General features: G+C 66.8%; 15 protein-coding genes and 1 pseudogene. 9 read left to right on the top strand and 7 right to left on the bottom strand.

What is annotated here, in order from left to right; translation table 11 throughout:
* Positions 1 to 97 precede the first annotated feature (97 nt).
* The 3 genes and pseudogenes from ACAG21_RS27455 to ACAG21_RS27445 form a co-directional block, all read right to left on the bottom strand.
* Positions 98 to 607 carry a DUF1003 domain-containing protein gene (locus ACAG21_RS27455; protein ID WP_370499425.1) on the bottom strand — a complete coding sequence of 170 codons (510 nt, stop codon included), beginning with the start codon at positions 605 to 607 and terminating at the stop codon, positions 98 to 100.
* Positions 606 to 1914, bottom strand: a pseudogene (locus ACAG21_RS27450) (magnesium transporter MgtE N-terminal domain-containing protein); the annotation flags it as partial. The pseudogene ACAG21_RS27450 and the gene ACAG21_RS27455, both read right to left, overlap by 2 nt.
* 59 nt (positions 1915 to 1973) lie before the next feature.
* On the bottom strand, positions 1974 to 2543 hold the full coding sequence (locus tag ACAG21_RS27445) for a DUF4190 domain-containing protein (RefSeq protein ID WP_370499399.1): 570 nt from the start codon (positions 2541 to 2543) through the stop codon (positions 1974 to 1976).
* Between the two features lie 86 nt (positions 2544 to 2629).
* Here ACAG21_RS27445 and ACAG21_RS27440 point away from each other — a divergent pair, with 86 nt between their 5' ends.
* From ACAG21_RS27440 to ACAG21_RS27415, 6 genes are read left to right on the top strand one after another with little or no spacing between them, the layout of a single operon-like run.
* A complete protein-coding gene (locus tag ACAG21_RS27440; protein WP_096289652.1) occupies positions 2630 to 3157 on the top strand; it encodes a general stress protein in 528 nt (175 codons plus the stop codon).
* Positions 3158 to 3212: 55 nt separating this feature from the next.
* Positions 3213 to 4571, top strand: coding sequence for an extracellular solute-binding protein (locus ACAG21_RS27435; RefSeq protein ID WP_370499424.1), 1359 nt, complete (start codon positions 3213 to 3215; stop codon positions 4569 to 4571).
* A gap of 50 nt (positions 4572 to 4621) precedes the next feature.
* The gene (locus ACAG21_RS27430; protein ID WP_370499423.1) at positions 4622 to 5464 is read left to right on the top strand and encodes a carbohydrate ABC transporter permease; all 843 of its coding nucleotides are present in this window, start codon (positions 4622 to 4624) and stop codon (positions 5462 to 5464) included.
* On the top strand, positions 5454 to 6293 hold the full coding sequence (locus ACAG21_RS27425) for a carbohydrate ABC transporter permease (protein ID WP_370499398.1): 840 nt from the start codon (positions 5454 to 5456) through the stop codon (positions 6291 to 6293). Before ACAG21_RS27430 ends, ACAG21_RS27425 begins: the two co-directional genes overlap by 11 nt.
* Before the next feature lie 4 nt (positions 6294 to 6297).
* On the top strand, positions 6298 to 7467 hold the full coding sequence (locus tag ACAG21_RS27420; protein WP_370499397.1) for an ABC transporter ATP-binding protein: 1170 nt from the start codon (positions 6298 to 6300) through the stop codon (positions 7465 to 7467).
* Positions 7464 to 8069, top strand: a complete 606-nt coding sequence (locus tag ACAG21_RS27415) for a suppressor of fused domain protein (protein WP_370499396.1) — start codon at positions 7464 to 7466, stop codon at positions 8067 to 8069. Before ACAG21_RS27420 ends, ACAG21_RS27415 begins: the two co-directional genes overlap by 4 nt.
* A gap of 20 nt (positions 8070 to 8089) precedes the next feature.
* Here ACAG21_RS27415 and corA read toward each other — a convergent pair whose 3' ends face one another.
* Positions 8090 to 9190 carry a magnesium/cobalt transporter CorA gene (gene corA, locus ACAG21_RS27410; protein ID WP_370499395.1) on the bottom strand — a complete coding sequence of 367 codons (1101 nt, stop codon included), beginning with the start codon at positions 9188 to 9190 and terminating at the stop codon, positions 8090 to 8092.
* A 216-nt stretch (positions 9191 to 9406) separates the two neighbouring features.
* Here corA and ACAG21_RS27405 point away from each other — a divergent pair, with 216 nt between their 5' ends.
* From ACAG21_RS27405 to ACAG21_RS27395, 3 genes are read left to right on the top strand one after another with little or no spacing between them, the layout of a single operon-like run.
* Entirely contained in the window at positions 9407 to 10396 is a 990-nt protein-coding gene (locus ACAG21_RS27405) for a malate dehydrogenase (RefSeq protein WP_370499394.1), read from the top strand.
* Between the two features lie 31 nt (positions 10397 to 10427).
* Entirely contained in the window at positions 10428 to 11624 is a 1197-nt protein-coding gene (locus ACAG21_RS27400) for an NADP-dependent malic enzyme (protein WP_370499393.1), read from the top strand.
* Positions 11621 to 12499, top strand: a complete 879-nt coding sequence (locus tag ACAG21_RS27395; RefSeq protein WP_370499392.1) for a glycine betaine ABC transporter substrate-binding protein — start codon at positions 11621 to 11623, stop codon at positions 12497 to 12499. Before ACAG21_RS27400 ends, ACAG21_RS27395 begins: the two co-directional genes overlap by 4 nt.
* 4 nt (positions 12500 to 12503) lie before the next feature.
* On the opposite strand, the gene ACAG21_RS27390 is transcribed toward ACAG21_RS27395, so the two are convergent.
* The 3 genes from ACAG21_RS27390 to ACAG21_RS27380 all read right to left on the bottom strand — a co-directional run bounded on the left by ACAG21_RS27390 (position 12504) and on the right by ACAG21_RS27380 (position 18070).
* Positions 12504 to 13337, bottom strand: a complete 834-nt coding sequence (locus tag ACAG21_RS27390) for an SDR family NAD(P)-dependent oxidoreductase (RefSeq protein ID WP_370499391.1) — start codon at positions 13335 to 13337, stop codon at positions 12504 to 12506.
* 68 nt (positions 13338 to 13405) lie between these two features.
* Positions 13406 to 14272 (bottom strand): SDR family NAD(P)-dependent oxidoreductase, encoded by an 867-nt coding sequence (locus ACAG21_RS27385; protein ID WP_370499422.1) that lies wholly within the window; start codon positions 14270 to 14272, stop codon positions 13406 to 13408.
* 78 nt (positions 14273 to 14350) lie between these two features.
* A complete protein-coding gene (locus ACAG21_RS27380; RefSeq protein WP_370499390.1) occupies positions 14351 to 18070 on the bottom strand; it encodes a multifunctional oxoglutarate decarboxylase/oxoglutarate dehydrogenase thiamine pyrophosphate-binding subunit/dihydrolipoyllysine-residue succinyltransferase subunit in 3720 nt (1239 codons plus the stop codon).
* Positions 18071 to 18120: the final 50 nt, after the last annotated feature.

Genomic DNA, 18120 nt, shown 5'->3' with positions numbered 1-18120 from the left:
TAACTCTTGTGACGGGAGTGGCGCAATGGCGGATTCGGTATTCACGGGGATCTCTTAGCGGTTCGCCCCTGGTCCGTACCTGGCCCGAATCGGGTGATCACCGCCGGGTTGGGGGCTCCTGGGCCCGGGTCTGCGCGTCCGGTCCGGTCAGCAGGGCGCGCAGTTCATCCAGCTCATCGCGCAGGTATTCGCGGGTCACGACCTCGCCGATCGCCAGCCGTAGGGCGGCCAGCTCGCGCGACAGATACTCGGTGTCGGCTTTGGTCTGGGCGGCACGGCGACGATCCTCGTCGAGGGCAACCCGGTCCCGGTTCTCCTGCCGATTCTGGGCCAGCAGGATCAGCGGCGCGGCGTAGGCGGCCTGGGTGGAGAAGGCCAGGTTCAGCAGGATGAACGGGTACGGGTCGAAGCGCCATTCGACGGCGACCAGGTTGATCGCGATCCACACCACCACGACGATGGACTGGATCAGCAGGTAGCGGCCGGTCCCGAAGAACCGCGCGATCGCCTCGGTGCTCTGTCCCACCGCCTCGGGGTCCACCCGCAGTGAGATCCCCCGCGAGGTGCGCGGGGTGTATAGCCTGCGCACCGCCGGCGATTTGCTCACGAGGCCCCCTCGGATACGTCGGCGCCTCGGACGGCGGCGGTCAACTCTTGGGCTTGGGCGCGCCAATCGTGCGGCAGCAGGTGATCGAGCAGGTCGTCCACGGTGACCGCGCCCAGCAGGTGGCGCTGATCGTCGACGACGGGTCCGCACACCAGGTTGTAAGCGGCGAAGTAGCGCGTCACCGAGGCCAAGGTGGTCTCCGGGGCCAGGGTGAGCAGATCGTTGTCGACGATTCCGCCGACCAGCTCGCTGGGCGGTTCGCGCAGCAGTTTCTGCAGCGGGACGCAGCCCAGATACTTCCCGGTGGGTGTGGCCGTCGGCGGGCGCGTCACGAACACCATCGACGACAGCGCGGGGGTGAGGTCGGGATCGCGGACCAGAGCCAGCGCCTCGGCGACCGTGGTGTCGGCGGTCAGCACCACCGGATCCGACGTCATCAACCCGCCTGCGGTGTCGGGTGAGTGTTTCAAAAGCCTTCGCACCGGGGCGGATTCGTCGGGGTCCATCCGGGCCAGCAGCAGTTCCGCGTCCGTCGGACTCAGTTCCCCGAGCAGGTCGGCGGCGTCGTCGGGGTCCATCTCCTCGAGCACGTCGGCTGCGCGTTCGGTCCCCAGGTGCGACAGCGCGTCGGCCTGCTCGGATTCCGGCAACTCCTGCAGGATGTCGGCCAACCGCTCGTCGCCGAGCGCCTTGAACACCTCGAGGCGACGCTTGGGCGGCAGACCGCGGATCGCATCGGCCACGTCGACCGCGCGGCGTCCCTCGAACTGGTGGAGCAGTTGCGCCACCGCCTGGCCCGGCATCGCCAACGCCGACGGTGTCAATCCGTGCACGCTTTGCCAGTCGACGACGTGTGCCGGTCCACGCCGGCCGAGCCGACGCTGGCTTCGCACCGCGATCCTGGTCACCAGCCAATCGCGGGTCCGGGACTGCTCGATGCCCAAGTCGGTGATCACGACGTCGCGCCCGACCAATTCCGGCAGCTCGGGATCGTTGACCGTGACGGGAGTGTCGAGGATCTGACCGATCGCCAGCACCTCGCCCGGACGCTGCTCGAAGTGGCGCAGGGACACGCTGCCGGTGTTCAGGGTGACGGCGTTGGGCTCGATCGCGGCGACGCGCAGCATCGGGATGAAGATGCTGCGGCGGGTGGCCAGATCCACCACCAGGCCGAGCACCCGCGGTTGCTGGCGGACGATGCTGATGCTGATCACGACGTCGCGGATGCGACCGAAGTTCTCGCCCATCGGGCCCAACACCAACATCCGCGCCAGCCGCGCCACGTACACCCTGTTGACCGATGCCATGGGAGAGAGCCTAGGCAGCCGGTCGCGCGATGGCAGCGAACCGGCTCGGGCGAGCCCCGCTAATGGGAGTGCACCGCGAAGATCATCACGATCAGAGCCACCACCAGGGTTGCGATGCCGATCACGATGCCGGCGACGGCCATGCCGTAACCGTCTTGGCGGGTTCGCTTGATCTGGTCGAGCGCGATCGTGCCCAGCACGATCGCCGCGATCCCGCCGATGCAGCAGAACAAGCCGGTGAACGACGTGATCAGCGCCGCGATCGCCATCCCGTTGGTACCTGACCGGACGCCCTCGTGCGACCAGTAATCGCCCGGATAATCCGGTGCCGGGTAATAGCCGCCGGGATACGGCGCAGGACCGTAGCCGGGCGGCGGGCCGCCGAATTGCGCAGGTCCCGGTGGGTAGGACGGCGCGCCGGGCGGCTGCTGGTAGCCGAACGGCGGGGTGAACTGCGGGTAATCGAGCGGGTAGCCGGGCGGGGGGTAGGGCGGGGGCGGATAGTGCGCGGGTGGCGGCGCGCCCGGGGGATTCCAGGGGGCTGCCCAGCCCGGCTGGGCAGCAGGCCGCCCGCCGGGCGCGTGCGGGTCGGCGGCGTCTTCTCCACTGGCACCGCCGGGAGCTGTCATGGTGTTCAACCTAGCTTGCAGGCTGCCTCGATAGGGTGGGAGGGCCGAGGTGAAACTACGGCCCCGGCGTAGGAGAATGAGCTGCAATGACTAGTCCTTTCCAGCCTGGCCAAGTCCCCGGTTCAACGCCCACTGGCGCGGCCGCGGGCCGGCGCGGTGTGCCGCAGTTGCCGACTCCGCCCAAGGGCTGGCCGGTGGGCTCTTATCCCACCTATGCCGAGGCGCAGCGCGCCGTCGACTACCTGTCCGAGCAGCAGTTCCCGGTGCAGCAGGTGACGATCGTCGGCGTCGACCTGATGCAGGTCGAGCGGGTCACCGGCCGGCTTTCCTGGCCCAAGGTGCTCGGCGGCGGTGTGCTCAGCGGGGCCTGGCTCGGGCTGTTCATCGGGTTGGTGCTCGGCTTCTTCAGCCCCAACCCGTGGGGCGCGCTGGCGACCGGCTTGGTCGCCGGGGTGTTCTTCGGATTGATCACCTCCGCTGTTCCGTACTCAATGGCCCGTGGCACAAGGGATTTCAGCTCGACGATGCAACTGGTTGCCGGCCGCTACGATGTACTCTGCGATCCGCAGAATGCCGAGCGCGCCCGGGATTTGCTTGCGCGACTGGCGATTTAATTTGCTGGTGAGTCGCCACGGGCGGGTGCGCCGAGTAAGCGCAATCGTGCTGGCGATGCTGACCGTGTCGGTGCTGGCCGCCTGCGGGTCCGGCCACGGCGGCCTGGTGGTCACCTTCTACACCCCGGCCGCCGACGGCGCGACGTTCGACGAGGTCGCGCGGCGCTGCAGCCAGGAGGCCGGCGGCCGCTACACCGTTTCGCACATCAGCCTCCCCAGAGCCCCTGGCGCGCAACGGTTGCAATACGCCCGGCGGCTGGCCGGTCACGACCGCACGATGGACGTGATGTCGCTGGACGTGATCTGGACCGCCGAGTTCGCCGAAGCGGGCTGGGCGCTGCCGCTGACCGACGACCCGGCCGGTCGGGCCGAGGCCGACGCCACCGTCGACACGCTGCCGGGCCCGCTCGCAACGGCTCGCTGGAAACACCAGCTCTACGCCGCGCCCATCGCAACGAACACCCAATTGCTTTGGTATAGACCGGATTTGGTGCATCAGCCACCGCTGGACTGGAACGGCATGGTCGCCGAGGCCACCCGATTGCACGCCGCCGGGTTGCCCAGCTGGATCGCCGTGCAGGCCCACCAGGACGAGGGCCTGGTGGCGTGGTTCAACACGCTGCTGGTCAGCGCCGGCGGTCAGGTGCTGTCCGACGACGGCCGGCAGGTCACCCTGACCGACACTGCGGCACACCGGGCCGCCACCGTCAGCGCCCTGCGCATCCTCAAGACGGTGGCCACCGCGCCGGGAGCCGATCCGTCGATCAACCGCACCGACGCGAGCACGGCGCGGCTGGCGCTCGAACAGGGCAACGCCGCGCTGGAAGTCAACTGGCCCTACGTCATGGCGTCGATGCTGGAGAACGCGGTCAAGGGCGGCGTGAACTTCCTTCCGCTCAACCGGATTCCAGCGCTGGCCGACAGCATCAACCAGTTCGGCACGTTCGCGCCCAGCGACGAGCAATTCCAGATCGCCTATCAGGCCAGCCAAAAGGTTTTCGGGTTCGCGCCCTACCCGGGTGTGGTGCCGGGTAGGCCGGCCAAGGTGACGATCGGCGGGCTGAACCTGGCGGTGGCCAGCACCACCCGGCACAAGGCCGAAGCCTTCGAGGCGATCCGGTGCCTGCGCAACCTGGCGAACCAGAAGTACATCTCGATCCGTGGCGGGCTGCCCCCGGTGCGGACATCGGTGTACTCCGACCCGCAATTCCAGACCAAATACCCGATGTACCCGATCATTCGCCAGCAGCTGACCGACGCCGCGGTGCGCCCCGCGACGCCGGCCTACCAAGCGGTGTCCATTCGGATGGCGGCGGCGCTGAGCCCGATCACCGAGATCGACCCGGAACACACCGCCGACGAACTCGCGATCCAGGTGCGCAAGGCGATCGACGGCAAGGGGCTGTTGCCGTGAGGCGCCTGACCCGACTCTGGAACCGCCCACCCGAGCAGCGACTGGCCTTCATGCTCGTTGCGCCCGCGGCGACGCTGATGGTGGCGGTGACGGCCTACCCGATCGGTTACGCCGTCTGGCTCAGCCTGCAGCACAACAATCTGGCCACCCCGAACGACACCAGGTTCATCGGATTGAGCAATTACCAGACGATCCTGACCGACCGGTATTGGTGGACGGCGCTGGCGGTGACGCTGGCCATCACGGTGGTGTCGGTGTCGCTCGAGTTCGTGCTCGGCCTGGCGCTTGCGCTGGTGATGCATCACACCCTGATCGGTCGGGGTGTGGTTCGCACCGCAGTGCTGGTGCCCTACGGCATTGTGACCGTGGTCGCCGCCTACAGCTGGTACTACGCGTGGACGCCGGGCACCGGTTATCTGGCCGACCTGCTGCCGCACGGCAGCGCGCCGCTCACCCAGCAGATCCCATCGCTGGGCATCGTCGTGATCGCCGAGGTCTGGAAGACGACGCCGTTCATGTCGCTGCTGTTGCTGGCCGGGCTGGCGCTGGTGCCAGAGGATCTGCTGAAGGCCGGTCAGGTCGACGGCGCCGGCGCCTGGCTGCGGCTGACCAGGATCATGCTGCCGATCATCAAGCCCGCGGTCGTGGTCGCGCTGTTGTTCCGGACCCTGGACGCGTTTCGTATCTTCGACAACATCTACGTTCTGACCGAGGGCAACAACAACACCGGTTCGGTGTCGATCCTGGGCTACGACAACCTTTTTGAAGGCTTCGACGTCGGCCTGGGCTCGGCGATCAGCGTGCTGATCTTCGTCTGTGTGGGCATCATCGCGCTGATTTTCATCAACGTGTTCGGCGCCGCCGCTCCGGGTGGTGACGTCGATGGGCGTTGAGTCGGCGGGCGCGCGGCGCACCGCGATGTGGGTCGTGATCAACACGGTTGTCGTGGTGTACGCGCTGGTGCCGGTGCTCTGGATTCTCAGCCTGTCGCTGAAGCCGACGTCAACTGTCCGGGACGGCAAGCTGATTCCGTCGTCGGTGACGCTGGAAAACTATCGCGGTATCTTCCGCGGCGACGTCTTCACCTCGGCGCTGGTCAACTCGATCGGAATCGCACTGATCGCCACCGCGGTCGCGGTGGCCCTCGGCGCGATGGCTGCCTACGCGATCGCCCGGCTGAACTTTCCCGGCAAGCGGTTGCTGATCGGCTCGACCTTGCTGATCACCATGTTCCCGGCTATCTCGCTGGTCACGCCGCTGTTCGAAATCGAACGCTGGGTAGGGCTTTTCGACACCTGGCCGGGGCTGATTCTGCCCTACATCACCTTCGCGTTGCCGCTTTCCATCTACACCTTGTCGGCCTTCTTCCGCGAGATCCCCTGGGATCTGGAGAAGGCGGCCAAGATGGACGGTGCCACGCCGGGGCAGGCCTTCCGCAGGATCATCGTCCCGCTGACCGCGCCCGGGTTGGTGACCGCGGCGATTCTGGTGTTCATCTTCGCCTGGAACGACCTGCTGCTGGCGCTGTCGCTGACCGCCACCAAGGCGGCGATCACCGCGCCGGTGGCGATCGCGAATTTTCCCGGCAGCTCCCAATTCGAGGAACCAACCGGATCAATCGCGGCCGGTGCGATCGTGATTACGGTGCCGATCATCGTGTTTGTTCTAATCTTCCAACGACGGATTGTCGCCGGGTTGACCTCAGGCGCCGTGAAGGGATAACGCGATGGCCGAGATTGTGCTGGAGCACGTCAACAAGAGTTACCCCGATGGGCACACCGCGGTGGCCGACCTAAACCTCACCATTGCCGACGGCGAATTCCTGATCCTGGTCGGCCCGTCCGGCTGTGGCAAGACCACCACGCTGAATATGATTGCCGGCCTTGAGGATATCTCCTCGGGCGAGCTGCGCATCGGAGGCGAACGCGTCAACGAGAAGGCGCCCAAGGACCGCGACATCGCGATGGTGTTCCAGTCCTACGCGCTGTATCCGCACATGACGGTTCGCCAAAACATCGCCTTCCCGCTGACCCTGGCGAAGATGAAAAAGGCCGACATCGCGCAGAAGGTCGAAGAAGCAGCGAAAATCCTTGACCTGAGCGAACTTCTGGATCGCAAGCCCTCCCAATTGTCGGGTGGGCAACGGCAGCGTGTCGCGATGGGCCGGGCCATCGTGCGCCAGCCGAAGGCCTTCTTGATGGACGAGCCGTTGTCCAACCTCGACGCCAAGCTGCGCGTGCAGATGCGCGGCGAGATCGCCCGGCTGCAGCGCCGGCTGGGCACCACCACCGTTTACGTCACCCACGACCAGACCGAGGCGATGACGCTGGGGGATCGCGTGGTGGTGATGCACGGCGGTGTCGCCCAGCAGGTCGGCACGCCCGCGGAGCTCTACGAGCGCCCCGCGAATCTGTTCGTCGCGGGCTTCATCGGCTCACCACCGATGAACTTCTTCCCCGCCACGCTGACATCGTCGGGGCTGACGCTGCCCTTCGGTGAGGTGATGCTGGCTCCGGACGTGCAGGATGTGATCGCCGGGCACCCGAAAGCAGACAACGTCATCGTCGGGGTGCGGCCCGAGCACCTGCTGGACGCCGCGTTGATCGACGGCTACCAGCGCATCACGGCGACGACCTTCGAGGTGACGGTCGACCTGGTCGAATCGCTGGGGGCCGACAAGTATGTGTACTTCACCACCGCCGGATGCGACGTGCATTCGGCGCAGCTCGACGACCTGGCCGCCGAGTCGAAGGTCGTCGAAAACCAGTTCGTGGCAAGGGTTCCCGCCGAGTCCAAGGCCGTCATCGGCCAGACGCTCGAATTGGCCTTTGACACCGCGAAACTCGCCGTGTTCGACGCCGATTCAGGTGCGAACCTGACCGTGCCGAGCGCGTGACGCAGATTCTGGACCAGGTCCGTGCCCACCTGCGCGACCACTTCGCGAAGGCGGGTCAGTGGGGTGAGCCCGACTCGGCGAGGGTGACCTTTCTGGGTGCCGAGCCGACCGAAGTGCTGCGGTTCCGCGCGAAAGACGGCTTGGTGCAGTACGTGTCGCTGGGATGCTCGCGCCACCCGATGGGCGATCCTGCCGAAATCGTCGTCGATCCGCAGCGCGGCCCGCGCGCAGAGATCGTGCTCTGCTTGCGAGATCCGGGGCCGGCCACCGGAATTGCACGCAGCCTGGCGATACTGGCGGCCGCACCGGCCGTCGACGGTGTGGTGCTCGTCGCCGATGCGCTGATCGATCTCGGTTCGCCGCTGTGGGCATGGCCGTCACGTCGGGTCCCCTTCACCGCTGTTCTGTTGGGCCGCAGCGACATTGCAGATCTGCCGCTTCAGCCGCCGCGCGATCCGGTGACGTTTCTGGCGGCGACGCCGATCACCGCGACCGAGGCGGCGTGGGTGCGGCTCAAAGGCGCCGAGGCCATGCGGCAGGCGTGGCAGAGCGACGGTGTCGACGTGCTGGACCCGAATCGGCTTGCGGCACAACCACACTGAGTCAGTACCCGACACCGGGGTTAAAGCCAGTTGTTGCGCCGGAATTGGAAGTACAGGACCAGGCAGGCCAACGTCATCAACGCCATGATCCCCGGGTAGCCATACGTCCAGTCCAGCTCGGGCATGAAATGGAAGTTCATGCCGTAGATGGCGGCGACCATGGTGGGCACCGCCAAGATACCGGCCCAGGCCGCCATCTTGCGCATGTCGTTGTTCTGCTGCATGCCGACCCGGGCCAGCGCGGCCTGCACCAGCGAGTTGAGCATGTCGTCGTAGCTGGCGATCTGGTCGGCGGCCTCGGAGTGGTGATCACCGACGTCGCGCAGATAGCGCCGGACCTCTTTGGAGATCAGGTCCTTGTTCTCCACCTGGATCCGGTGAAACGCCGCCGACAGCGGGTTGACGCAACGGCGAAGCTCGACGACCTCGCGCTTGAGCATGTAGATCGGTTCGATGTCCAGCTTGCGGCCCGGGGCGAAGGCCACTTCCTCGATGCTGTCGATGTCGCTTTCCATCAACTGGGTCACCTCGAGGTAGTGATCCACGACGTGGTCGGCGATCGCGTGCATCACCGCGAACGGGCCCAGCCGCAGCTGTTCGCCGTCGGCTTCCAAGCCTTTGCGCACGTCGGCCAGTCCACTGTGCTCGCCGTGGCGGACCGTGACCACGAAATCCTTGCCGACAAAGACCATCACCTCGCCGCTCTGCACGATCTCGCGCGCCAGCGCCACCGACTCGTGCGGGACGTACTGGACCGTCTTGAGCACCAGCACCAGCGTGTCGTCGTAGCGCTCCAGTTTGGGTCGCTGATGGGCGCAGACCGCGTCTTCGACGGCCAGGGCGTGCAACCCGAAAACGTCGGCCACTTCCTTCATCTGGGTCTGGTCCGGCTCGTACAAGCCGACCCAGACGAAGGCCTCATGCCCCAGCATCTCGATCTGGTGCACCTTGCTGCGGGCGGCCGTGTAGCTGAACTTGCCGGGCAGTCGTTGGCCTGCGACGTAGACGGCGCAGTCGACCAGGGCATCGCGTCGGGCGGGTGGCGCCGCCTCGGGTTCGGGACGCGGCTCGTGCGCGATCGTGCGAAGCGCTTCCGGCAGTGCGTCGAAACCCTCGAACACCGTAACCTCCTCACGCAGCGCAGGTCTGGCAGAGCGGTGCTCCATGCTACGCGTACTGGTAAAACGCCGAATGAAAAGGCACGCCGGGGGATCGGTTGCCCGAGCGGCCGCGATGAATTCTGCGCGGCGTCGGACCGGAGATTTCCGGCCAGCGGGGGTGCGCTAGTTTCGACCGGAAGCTAAACGACCGAACTTTCTCCATAAGGAGCCAACGACGTGAGCGCAACTCCTCTGAAGGTCGCCGTCACCGGTGCCGCCGGCCAGATCGGCTACAGCCTGTTGTTCCGCCTGGCCAGCGGCTCCCTGCTGGGACCCGACCGCCCGATCGAACTGCGGCTGCTCGAGATCGAGCCCGCGCTCAAGGCACTCGAGGGCGTCGTGATGGAACTCGACGACTGCGCGTTCCCGTTGCTGTCTGGCGTCGAGATCGGCGCGGACGCCAACAAGATCTTCGACGGCGTGAACCTGGCGCTGCTGGTCGGCGCGCGGCCGCGCGGCCCGGGCATGGAGCGCAGCGACCTGCTGGAAGCCAACGGCGCGATCTTCACCGCGCAGGGCAAGGCGCTGAACTCGGTCGCCGCCGACGACATCCGCATCGGCGTGACCGGTAACCCGGCCAACACCAACGCACTGATCGCGCTCAGCAACGCTCCCGACATTCCCAAGGAGCGGTTCTCCGCGCTGACCCGACTGGACCACAACCGGGCGATCTCGCAGCTGGCCAAGAAGACCGGCGCCGCGGTCACCGACATCAAGAAGGTGACCATCTGGGGCAACCACTCGGCCACCCAGTACCCGGACATCTTCCACGCCGAGGTCGGCGGCAAGAACGCCGCCGAGGTGGTGGGCGACCAGGACTGGATCGAGAACGACTTCATCCCGACCGTGGCCAAGCGTGGTGCGGCGATCATCGACGCGCGCGGCGCGTCCTCGGCCGCCTCGGCCGCCTCGGCCACCGTCGATGCCGCCCGCTCCTGGCTGCTGGGCAGCCCGGACGGTGACTGGGTGTCGATGGCGGTGTACTCCGACGGCTCCTACGGCGTGCCCGAGGGCATTGTGTCGTCGTTCCCGGTGACCACCAAGGACGGCAACTGGTCCATCGTGCAGGGGCTGGAGATCGACGAGTTCTCCCGCGGCCGCATCGACAAGACCACCGCCGAGCTGGTCGACGAGCGCGCGGCGGTCACCGAGCTGAAGCTGATCTGAAAGGCTCGGACACAGTCGATTAGGGCTACTAATGAGTAGTCAGTACCCTGGGCGCGTGTCCGAAATCGTGCCGTCACAGATCGACATCGGCGACGACGAGATCTTCGACGCCCACGTAGGTGGGAAGCTTTCGGTCGAGATGAAGGTCCCGCTGGACACGCAGCGCGCGTTGTCGATCGCCTATACGCCGGGCGTCGCACAGGTCAGTCGGGCCATCGCCGCCGACCACACCCTGGCCGATCGCTACACGTGGGCGAACCGGCTGGTGGCCGTCGTCAGCGACGGCAGTGCGGTGCTCGGTCTCGGCGACATCGGACCGGCGGCGGCGCTGCCGGTGATGGAGGGCAAGAGCGCGCTGTTCAAACAGTTCGCCGGCCTGGACGCGATCCCGATCGTGCTGGACACCAAGGATCCCGACGAGATCGTCGAAACCCTGGTGCGGCTGCGGCCGACGTTCGGTGCGGTCAATCTCGAGGACATCTCGGCACCGCGCTGCTTCGAGATCGAACGACGGGCCATCGAGGCGCTGGACTGCCCGGTGATGCACGACGACCAGCACGGCACCGCGATCGTCGTGCTGGCCGCGCTGATGGGTGCAGCCAAGCTGCTCGGCCGCGACATGGGCTCGATGCGGGTGGTGGTCTCGGGTGCCGGGGCGGCAGGCGTCGCGTGTTCGAAACTCCTTCTCGCCATGGGGGTTTCGGATGTTACCGTGCTCGACTCGCGCGGCATCCTGCACATTGGCCGCGACGACATGAACGTCGTCAAGACCGACCTGGCACGCAGCAGTAACCCCCGCGGTCTGGCCGGCGGCATGGTGGAAGCACTCAAGGAAGCCGACGTGTTCCTGGGGGTGTCGGCCGGCGTGGTGCCCGAGGAGCTCATCGCCACGATGGCCCCGGACTGCGTCGTGTTCGCGCTGTCGAATCCCGACCCGGAGATCCGTCCCGACATCGCAGCCAAGTACGCCGCCGTGGTGGCTACCGGTCGCAGCGACTTCCCGAACCAGATCAACAATGTGCTGGCGTTCCCCGGGGTGTTCCGCGGCGCGTTGGACGCCGGGGCGCGGCGGATCACGCAAAAGATGATGGTGGCCGCGGCCGAGGCGATCTTCGCCGTCGTCAGCGACGACCTCTCGGCCGACCGGATCGTGCCGAGCCCACTGGAGCCGGGTATCGGCGAGGCGGTGGCGCAAGCCGTGGCGCAGGCGGCAGACTCCTCGGCGTGAGAATCGGCAAGCTGGCGGCGCTGCTGATCGCCGCCGTGCTCGTCGCCTCGCTCTGCGCCGGCTGTTCGGCCGGTACCCGCGATCACCGCGATGCGCCCGCTCTGGTGGTCGGTTCCCGCAACGATCCGACGTCGAGGCTGCTGGCCGGCGTCTACCTCGCGGCCCTGCGGTCCTACGGTTTCGCCGCGGAGGTTCAGACCGCCGACGATCCGATGGCGCGACTGGACTCCGGCGCCTTCACCGTCACGCCCGCCTTCACCGGTCAGATGCTGCAGAGCTTGCAGCCCGGGGCCACGGCGATCTCCGACGCGCAGGTCTACCGCGCCTTGGTGTCGGCGCTGCCCGAGGGCATCGCCGCGGGTGACTACACCACCGCCGCCGAGGACAAGCCGGTGCTGCTGGTGACCCAACCGACCGCCAAGGCCTGGGGTGGACAGGACCGCAGTGCCGATCTTTCCGTGCTGCCCAAGCACTGTGACGGGTTGGTTGTCGGGATCGTCGCCGGTCATCAGGCGCCGTCGGCGATCGGCGGCTGCCGGCTACCGGCTCCTCGTGAATTCCCAGACGGCACAACGATGTTCGCGGCGATCCTGGCCGGGCAGGTGACCACGGGATGGACCACCACCGCCGACCCCGCCATTCCGGGCGACCTGGTTTCACTGGCCGACGGCAAACCGGCGCTGATCCGAGCGGAGAACGTGGTGCCGCTCTACCGCCGCAACGCGCTGACCGATCGGCAGGTGCTGGCACTCAACGAAGTGGCGGGTGTGCTGGACACCGCGGCCCTGGCCGACATGCGCCGCCAGGTCGCCGCCGGTGCCGACGCGTTGGCGGTGGCGGGCGCCTGGCTCGCCGAACACCCGTTGGGGCGTTGAGGATCTACCGCTTGCCGCTGGGCAGAATGCGGCGCGTGGCGGTACCGAACAGCCGCTGGTATCCCGGGCCGGTGAGGCGCACCAGGGCATCGAGCACTTTGGCGTCCGTGCCGACCAGTACCCGGGGCTTGTTCTTGCGGACCGCGTCCAGGATCACCCGCGCGGCCGTCTCGGGGCTGGTCCTGGCCATCCGCTTGTCGAAGACCTTGGCCAGTTGGGCCGCGTCGATTCCCTCGGCGGCGGTGGCGTTGCGCGCGATCCCGGTCTTGATGCCGCCCGGGTGCACCGTGGTCACCTTCACCGGATGCCCGGCCACCCACATCTCCTGGCGCAGGGCCTCGGTGAAGCCCCGCACCGCGAACTTGGCTGCGTTGTAGGCGGCCTGGCCCGGCACCGAGAACAATCCGAACACGCTGGAGACGTTGACGACGTGGCCGTCCCCGGACGCGATCAGGTGGGGCAGAAAAGCCTTGGTGCCGTTGACAACTCCCCAGAAATCGACGTCCATCACCCGTTCGATGTCCTTGAACTGGCTGACCTCGATGTCGCCGGTGAACGCGATGCCGGCGTTGTTGTAGATCTGGTTGACCTTGCCGAAGTGCTCGTTGACGGCGTCGGCATAGGCCAGGAAAGCCTCGCGTTCGCTCACGTCGAGCCGATCGGAGCGCACCGGCGCGCCGATGGCCTTGAGCCGTTCCTCGGTCTGGGCCAGTCCTTCGGTGTTGACGTCACTGATCGCCACGCTGGCGCCCGAGCGCGCCAGCTCGACGGCCAGCGCCTGGCCGATGCCCGAACCCGCGCCCGTGACCACCGCGACCTTGCCGGCGAACCCCTGCATGTGCACTCTCCCTCGTGTCCACAGTTGCCTCGAGATTACCGGTACCAGCGGTCCCGGGTAGTAACGGGTCAGCTCCTGCGCGCCAGCAACCCGCGCACGAAGGTCGTCACCCGGCCCAGCAGGCCCGGCCCACCGAACAGCAGTTCGTGGTATCGCGTACCGGCAATGCGCACCAGCAGGTCCGCGGATTTCGCGTCGGCGCCGATCAGCACCCGGGCCTTGTTCTTGCCCACCGCGGCCATGATGGTTTGAGCGGCCTGTTGCGGTGTGGTCTTGGCCACCTGCTGATCGAAGTTCTCCAGCATCTGGTCATGGTCGATGCCCATACCCTCGGCGACGACGGCGTTGGTGCCGAACGAGGTCTTGACACCGCCCGGGTGCACCACGGTCACCCCCACCGGGTGACCGGCCACCGCCATCTCCTGGCGCAGCGCCTCGGTGAATCCGCGGACGGCGAACTTGGCCGAGACGTAAGCGACCTGACCGGGCAGCGCCATCACCCCGAGCACGCTGGAGATGTTGACGATGTGGCCGTCGCCGGACGCGATCACATGGGGGAGAAAGGCTTTGGTGCCATTGACGACGCCCCAGAAGTCGACGTCCATCACCCGTTCGATGTCCTTGAAGTCGCTGAACTCGAGGGTGCCGATGTGGGTCAGCCCCGCGTTGTTGTAGATCTGGTTGACCTTGCCGAAGTGCTCGTTGACGGAGTCGGCGTAGGCCAGGAAGGCCTCTCGCTCTGTGACGTCGAGCTGGTCGGCCTTGACCGGCGCGCCGATCGCCTTCAGCTGCTCCTCGGTCTGCGCCAGTCCTTCGGTGTTGACGTCACTGATCGCAAGGCTGGCACCCGCGCGGCCGAGCTCGACGGCCAGTGCCTGACCGATGCCCGAACCCGCCCCGGTCACAACGGCGACCTTGCCGGCGAACTTCTGCATATACACCCTTTCCCAAGTCCGCCCCATGCGTCGAGGCTAACTGGTGGCTGCGGAGGTTCACCCGGTGACTGCGGAATCTCAGCCGAACGCGGTGTCGAGTATCTCCTGCTGTTCGACCGCGTGCACCTTCGACGATCCCGACGACGGCGCCGACATCGCCCGGCGCGAGATGCGCTTGATGCCGGTCAGTTTGTCCGGCAGTAGCTCGGGCAGCTCCAGGCCGAACCGGGGCCATGCACCCTGGTTGGCCGGCTCTTCCTGCACCCAGAAGTACTCGCTGGCGTCGGGGTAGCGATCCAGCGTTTCGCTCAGCCGCCGCTTGGGCAGCGGCGCGAGCTGCTCGATCCGCACAATCGCGATGTCGTCGCGGTTGTCCTTGGCCTTGTGTGCCGCCAGCTCGTAGTAGATCTTGCCGCTGGTCAGCAGGATCCGGCGAACCTTGCCGCGATCGCCGATGCCCTCTTCGTAGGTGGGTTCCTCGAGCACCGAGCGGAACTTGATCTCGGTGAAGTCCCGGATGTCGCTGACGGCCGCTTTGTTGCGCAGCATCGACTTCGGGGTGAATACGATCAGCGGGCGCTGAATTCCGTCCAGCGCGTGCCGGCGCAGCAGGTGGAAGTAGTTCGACGGCGTCGACGGCATCGCGATCGTCATCGAACCCTCGGCCCACAGCTGCAGGAAGCGCTCGATCCGGCCGGAGGTGTGGTCGGGACCCTGGCCTTCGTGGCCGTGCGGCAGCAGCAGCACCACGTTGGACAATTGGCCCCACTTGGCCTCGCCCGAGCTGATGAACTCGTCGATGATCGACTGCGCGCCGTTGACGAAGTCGCCGAACTGCCCCTCCCACAGCACCAGTGCGTCCGGGTTGCCCACGGTGTAGCCGTACTCGAAACCCACGGCGGCGTATTCGGACAGCGGCGAGTCGTAGACCAGGAACTTGCCCCCGGTCGGCGTGCCGTCGGGGTTGGTCGCCAGTAGCTGCAGCGGCGTGAACTCCGCGCAGTTGTGGCGATCGATGATCACCGAATGGCGCTGCGAGAAGGTGCCACGGCGAGTGTCCTGGCCGGACAGCCGGATCAGCTTGCCTTCTGCGACAAGGGATCCCAGTGCCAGCAGCTCGCCGAAGGCCCAGTCGATCTTGCCCTCGTAGGCCATCTCCCGGCGCTTCTCCAGCACCGGCTGCACGCGCGGGTGCACCGAGAATCCCTCCGGCGCGGCCAGAAACGCGTCGCCGATGCGGGCCAGCAGCGCCTTGTCCACCGCGGTGGCCAGCCCCGCGGGCACCGGCTGGTCGGCTTCCACCGATGCGCTCGGCTGCACGCCGTGCTTTTCCACCTCACGGACCTCGTTGAACACCTGCTCCAGTTGGCCCTGGTAGTCGCGCAGCGCGTCCTCGGCTTCCTTCATCGAGATGTCGCCGCGGCCGATCAACGCTTCGGTGTAGCTCTTGCGGGCGCCGCGCTTGGTGTCGACGACGTCGTACATGTAGGGGTTGGTCATCGACGGGTCGTCACCCTCGTTGTGGCCGCGACGGCGGTAGCACAACATGTCGATGACGACGTCCTTGTGGAACTGCTGGCGGAAGTCCACGGCCAGCCGCGCCACCCACACGCACGCTTCCGGGTCGTCGCCGTTGACGTGGAAGATCGGCGCGCCAATCATTTTCGCCACGTCGGTGCAGTACTCGCTGGACCTGGAGAACTCGGGTGCGGTGGTGAAGCCGATCTGGTTGTTGACGATGACGTGGATGGTGCCACCGACGCGATAGCCGGGCAGCAGCGCCAGGTTCAGCGTCTCGGCGACCACGCCCTGGCCGGCGAAGGCGGCGTCGCCGTGCAGCATCAGCGGCATCACCGAGAAGGCCCGTTCTTCTTCGCCGTCGACGTGCCCCAGTTCCAGCAGGTCCTGCTTGGCCCGCACCAGACCCTCGAGGACCGGGTCGACGGCCTCCAGGTGTGACGGGTTGGCGGTCAGCGACACCTGAATATCGTTGTCGCCGAACATCTGCAGGTACACGCCGGTCGCACCGAGGTGGTATTTCACGTCACCGGAACCGTGCGCCTGCGACGGGTTGAGGTTGCCCTCGAACTCGCTGAAGATCTGCGAGTAGGGCTTGCCGACGATGTTGGCCAGCACGTTGAGCCGGCCCCGGTGCGGCATTGCGATGACCACTTCGTCCAGGCCGTGTTCGGCGCACTGGTCGATCACCGCGTCCATCAGCGGGATCTGGCTTTCGGCGCCTTCCAGCGAGAATCGTTTCTGCCCAACGTATTTGGTCTGCAGGAAGGTTTCGAAGGCCTCGGCCGCGTTGAGCTTGCTCAGAATGTACTTCTGTTCGCCCACCGTCGGTTTGACGTGCTTGGTCTCGACCCGCTCTTCGAGCCAGCGCTGCTGCTCGGGCTCGAGGATGTGGGTGTATTCCACGCCGATGTGGCGGCAGTAGGCATCGCGCAGCAGGCCCAGCACGTCGCGCAGCTTCTTGTACTGACAGCCGGCGAAGCCGTTGACCTTGAACACCCGGTCCAGATCCCAGAGCGTCAGGCCGTGATTGAGGATTTCCAGGTCGGGGTGGCTGCGGAATCGACTGGTGTCCAACCGCAGTGGGTCGATGTCGGCCATCAGATGCCCGCGATTGCGATATGCCGCAATCAATTCCATCACCCGGGCGTTCTTGTCGACGATCGAGTCCGGGTTGTCGGTGCTCCATCGCACCGGCAGGTACGGGTTGCCCAGCTCACGGAAGATGTCGTCCCAGAACGCATCCGAAAGCAGCATCTCGTGGATGGTGCGCAGGAAGTCGCCCGATTCCGCACCCTGGATGATGCGGTGGTCGTAGGTCGAGGTCAGCGTGATCAGCTTTCCGATACCGAGTTCGGCGATGCGTTCCTCGCTGGCGCCCTGGAATTCGGCGGGGTATTCCATCGCGCCCACACCGATGATGGCGCCCTGGCCGGCCATCAGTCGCGGGACCGAGTGCACGGTGCCGATGGTGCCCGGGTTGGTCAGCGAAATCGTCACTCCGGCAAAGTCTTCGGCGGTCAGCTTGCCGTCACGGGCGCGACGCACGATGTCTTCGTAGGCGGAGACGAACTCCGCGAAGCGCATCGTCTCGCAGCCCCTGATGCCGGCGACCACCAGCGAACGCTTGCCGTCCTTGCCCTGCAGGTCGATGGCCAGACCGAGGTTGGTGTGCGCCGGGGTGACCGCGGTGGGCTTGCCGTCAACCTCGGCGTAATGCCGGTTCATGTTGGGGAATTGCTTGACCGCCTGCACCAGCGCGTAGCCGAGCAGATGGGTGAAGGAGATCTTGCCGCCGCGGGTGCGCTTGAGTTGGTTGTTGATGACGATCCGGTTGTCGATCATCAGCTTCGCGGGGACGGCACGGACGCTGGTCGCCGTCGGCACGTCCAGCGATGCGGACATGTTCTTGACGACGGCCGCGGCGGCCCCACGCAGCACCTGCACCTCGTCGCCTTCGGCCGGTGGGGGTGCGGCGGGTTTGGGAGCGGGCGCGGCGGGTGCCGGGGTCGCGGCGCCGTTGCCGGCCGGGGTAGCGGCGGGCTGAGCCGCAGCGGCGGCCGGCGGCGCGGCGACGGCGACCGGCTTGGGTGCTGCGGCGGGCTGCGCGTCAGCCGGGCTCGGCGCGTCCTGGGTGGCTGCGGCCGGCGACTCCGGGTTGTAGTCCACCAGGAACTCGTGCCAGCTCGGATCCACCGACGTCGGGTCGTCGCGGAACTTGCGGTACATCTCCTCGACCAGCCATTCATTTTGCCCGAATGGTGAACTGCTATTGCTCACGGTCGCTGTTCGCCTCAATTCCTTTGCTCTGCAAGCCCATTGCCCCGGCG

It is taken from the genome of Mycobacterium sp. pR1184 (genome assembly GCF_041287235.1).
Taxonomy (GTDB): Bacteria; Actinomycetota; Actinomycetes; order Mycobacteriales; family Mycobacteriaceae; genus Mycobacterium.
Note: the sequence above shows the minus strand (reverse complement) of the source record. Positions and strands in the feature narration are given on the sequence as shown.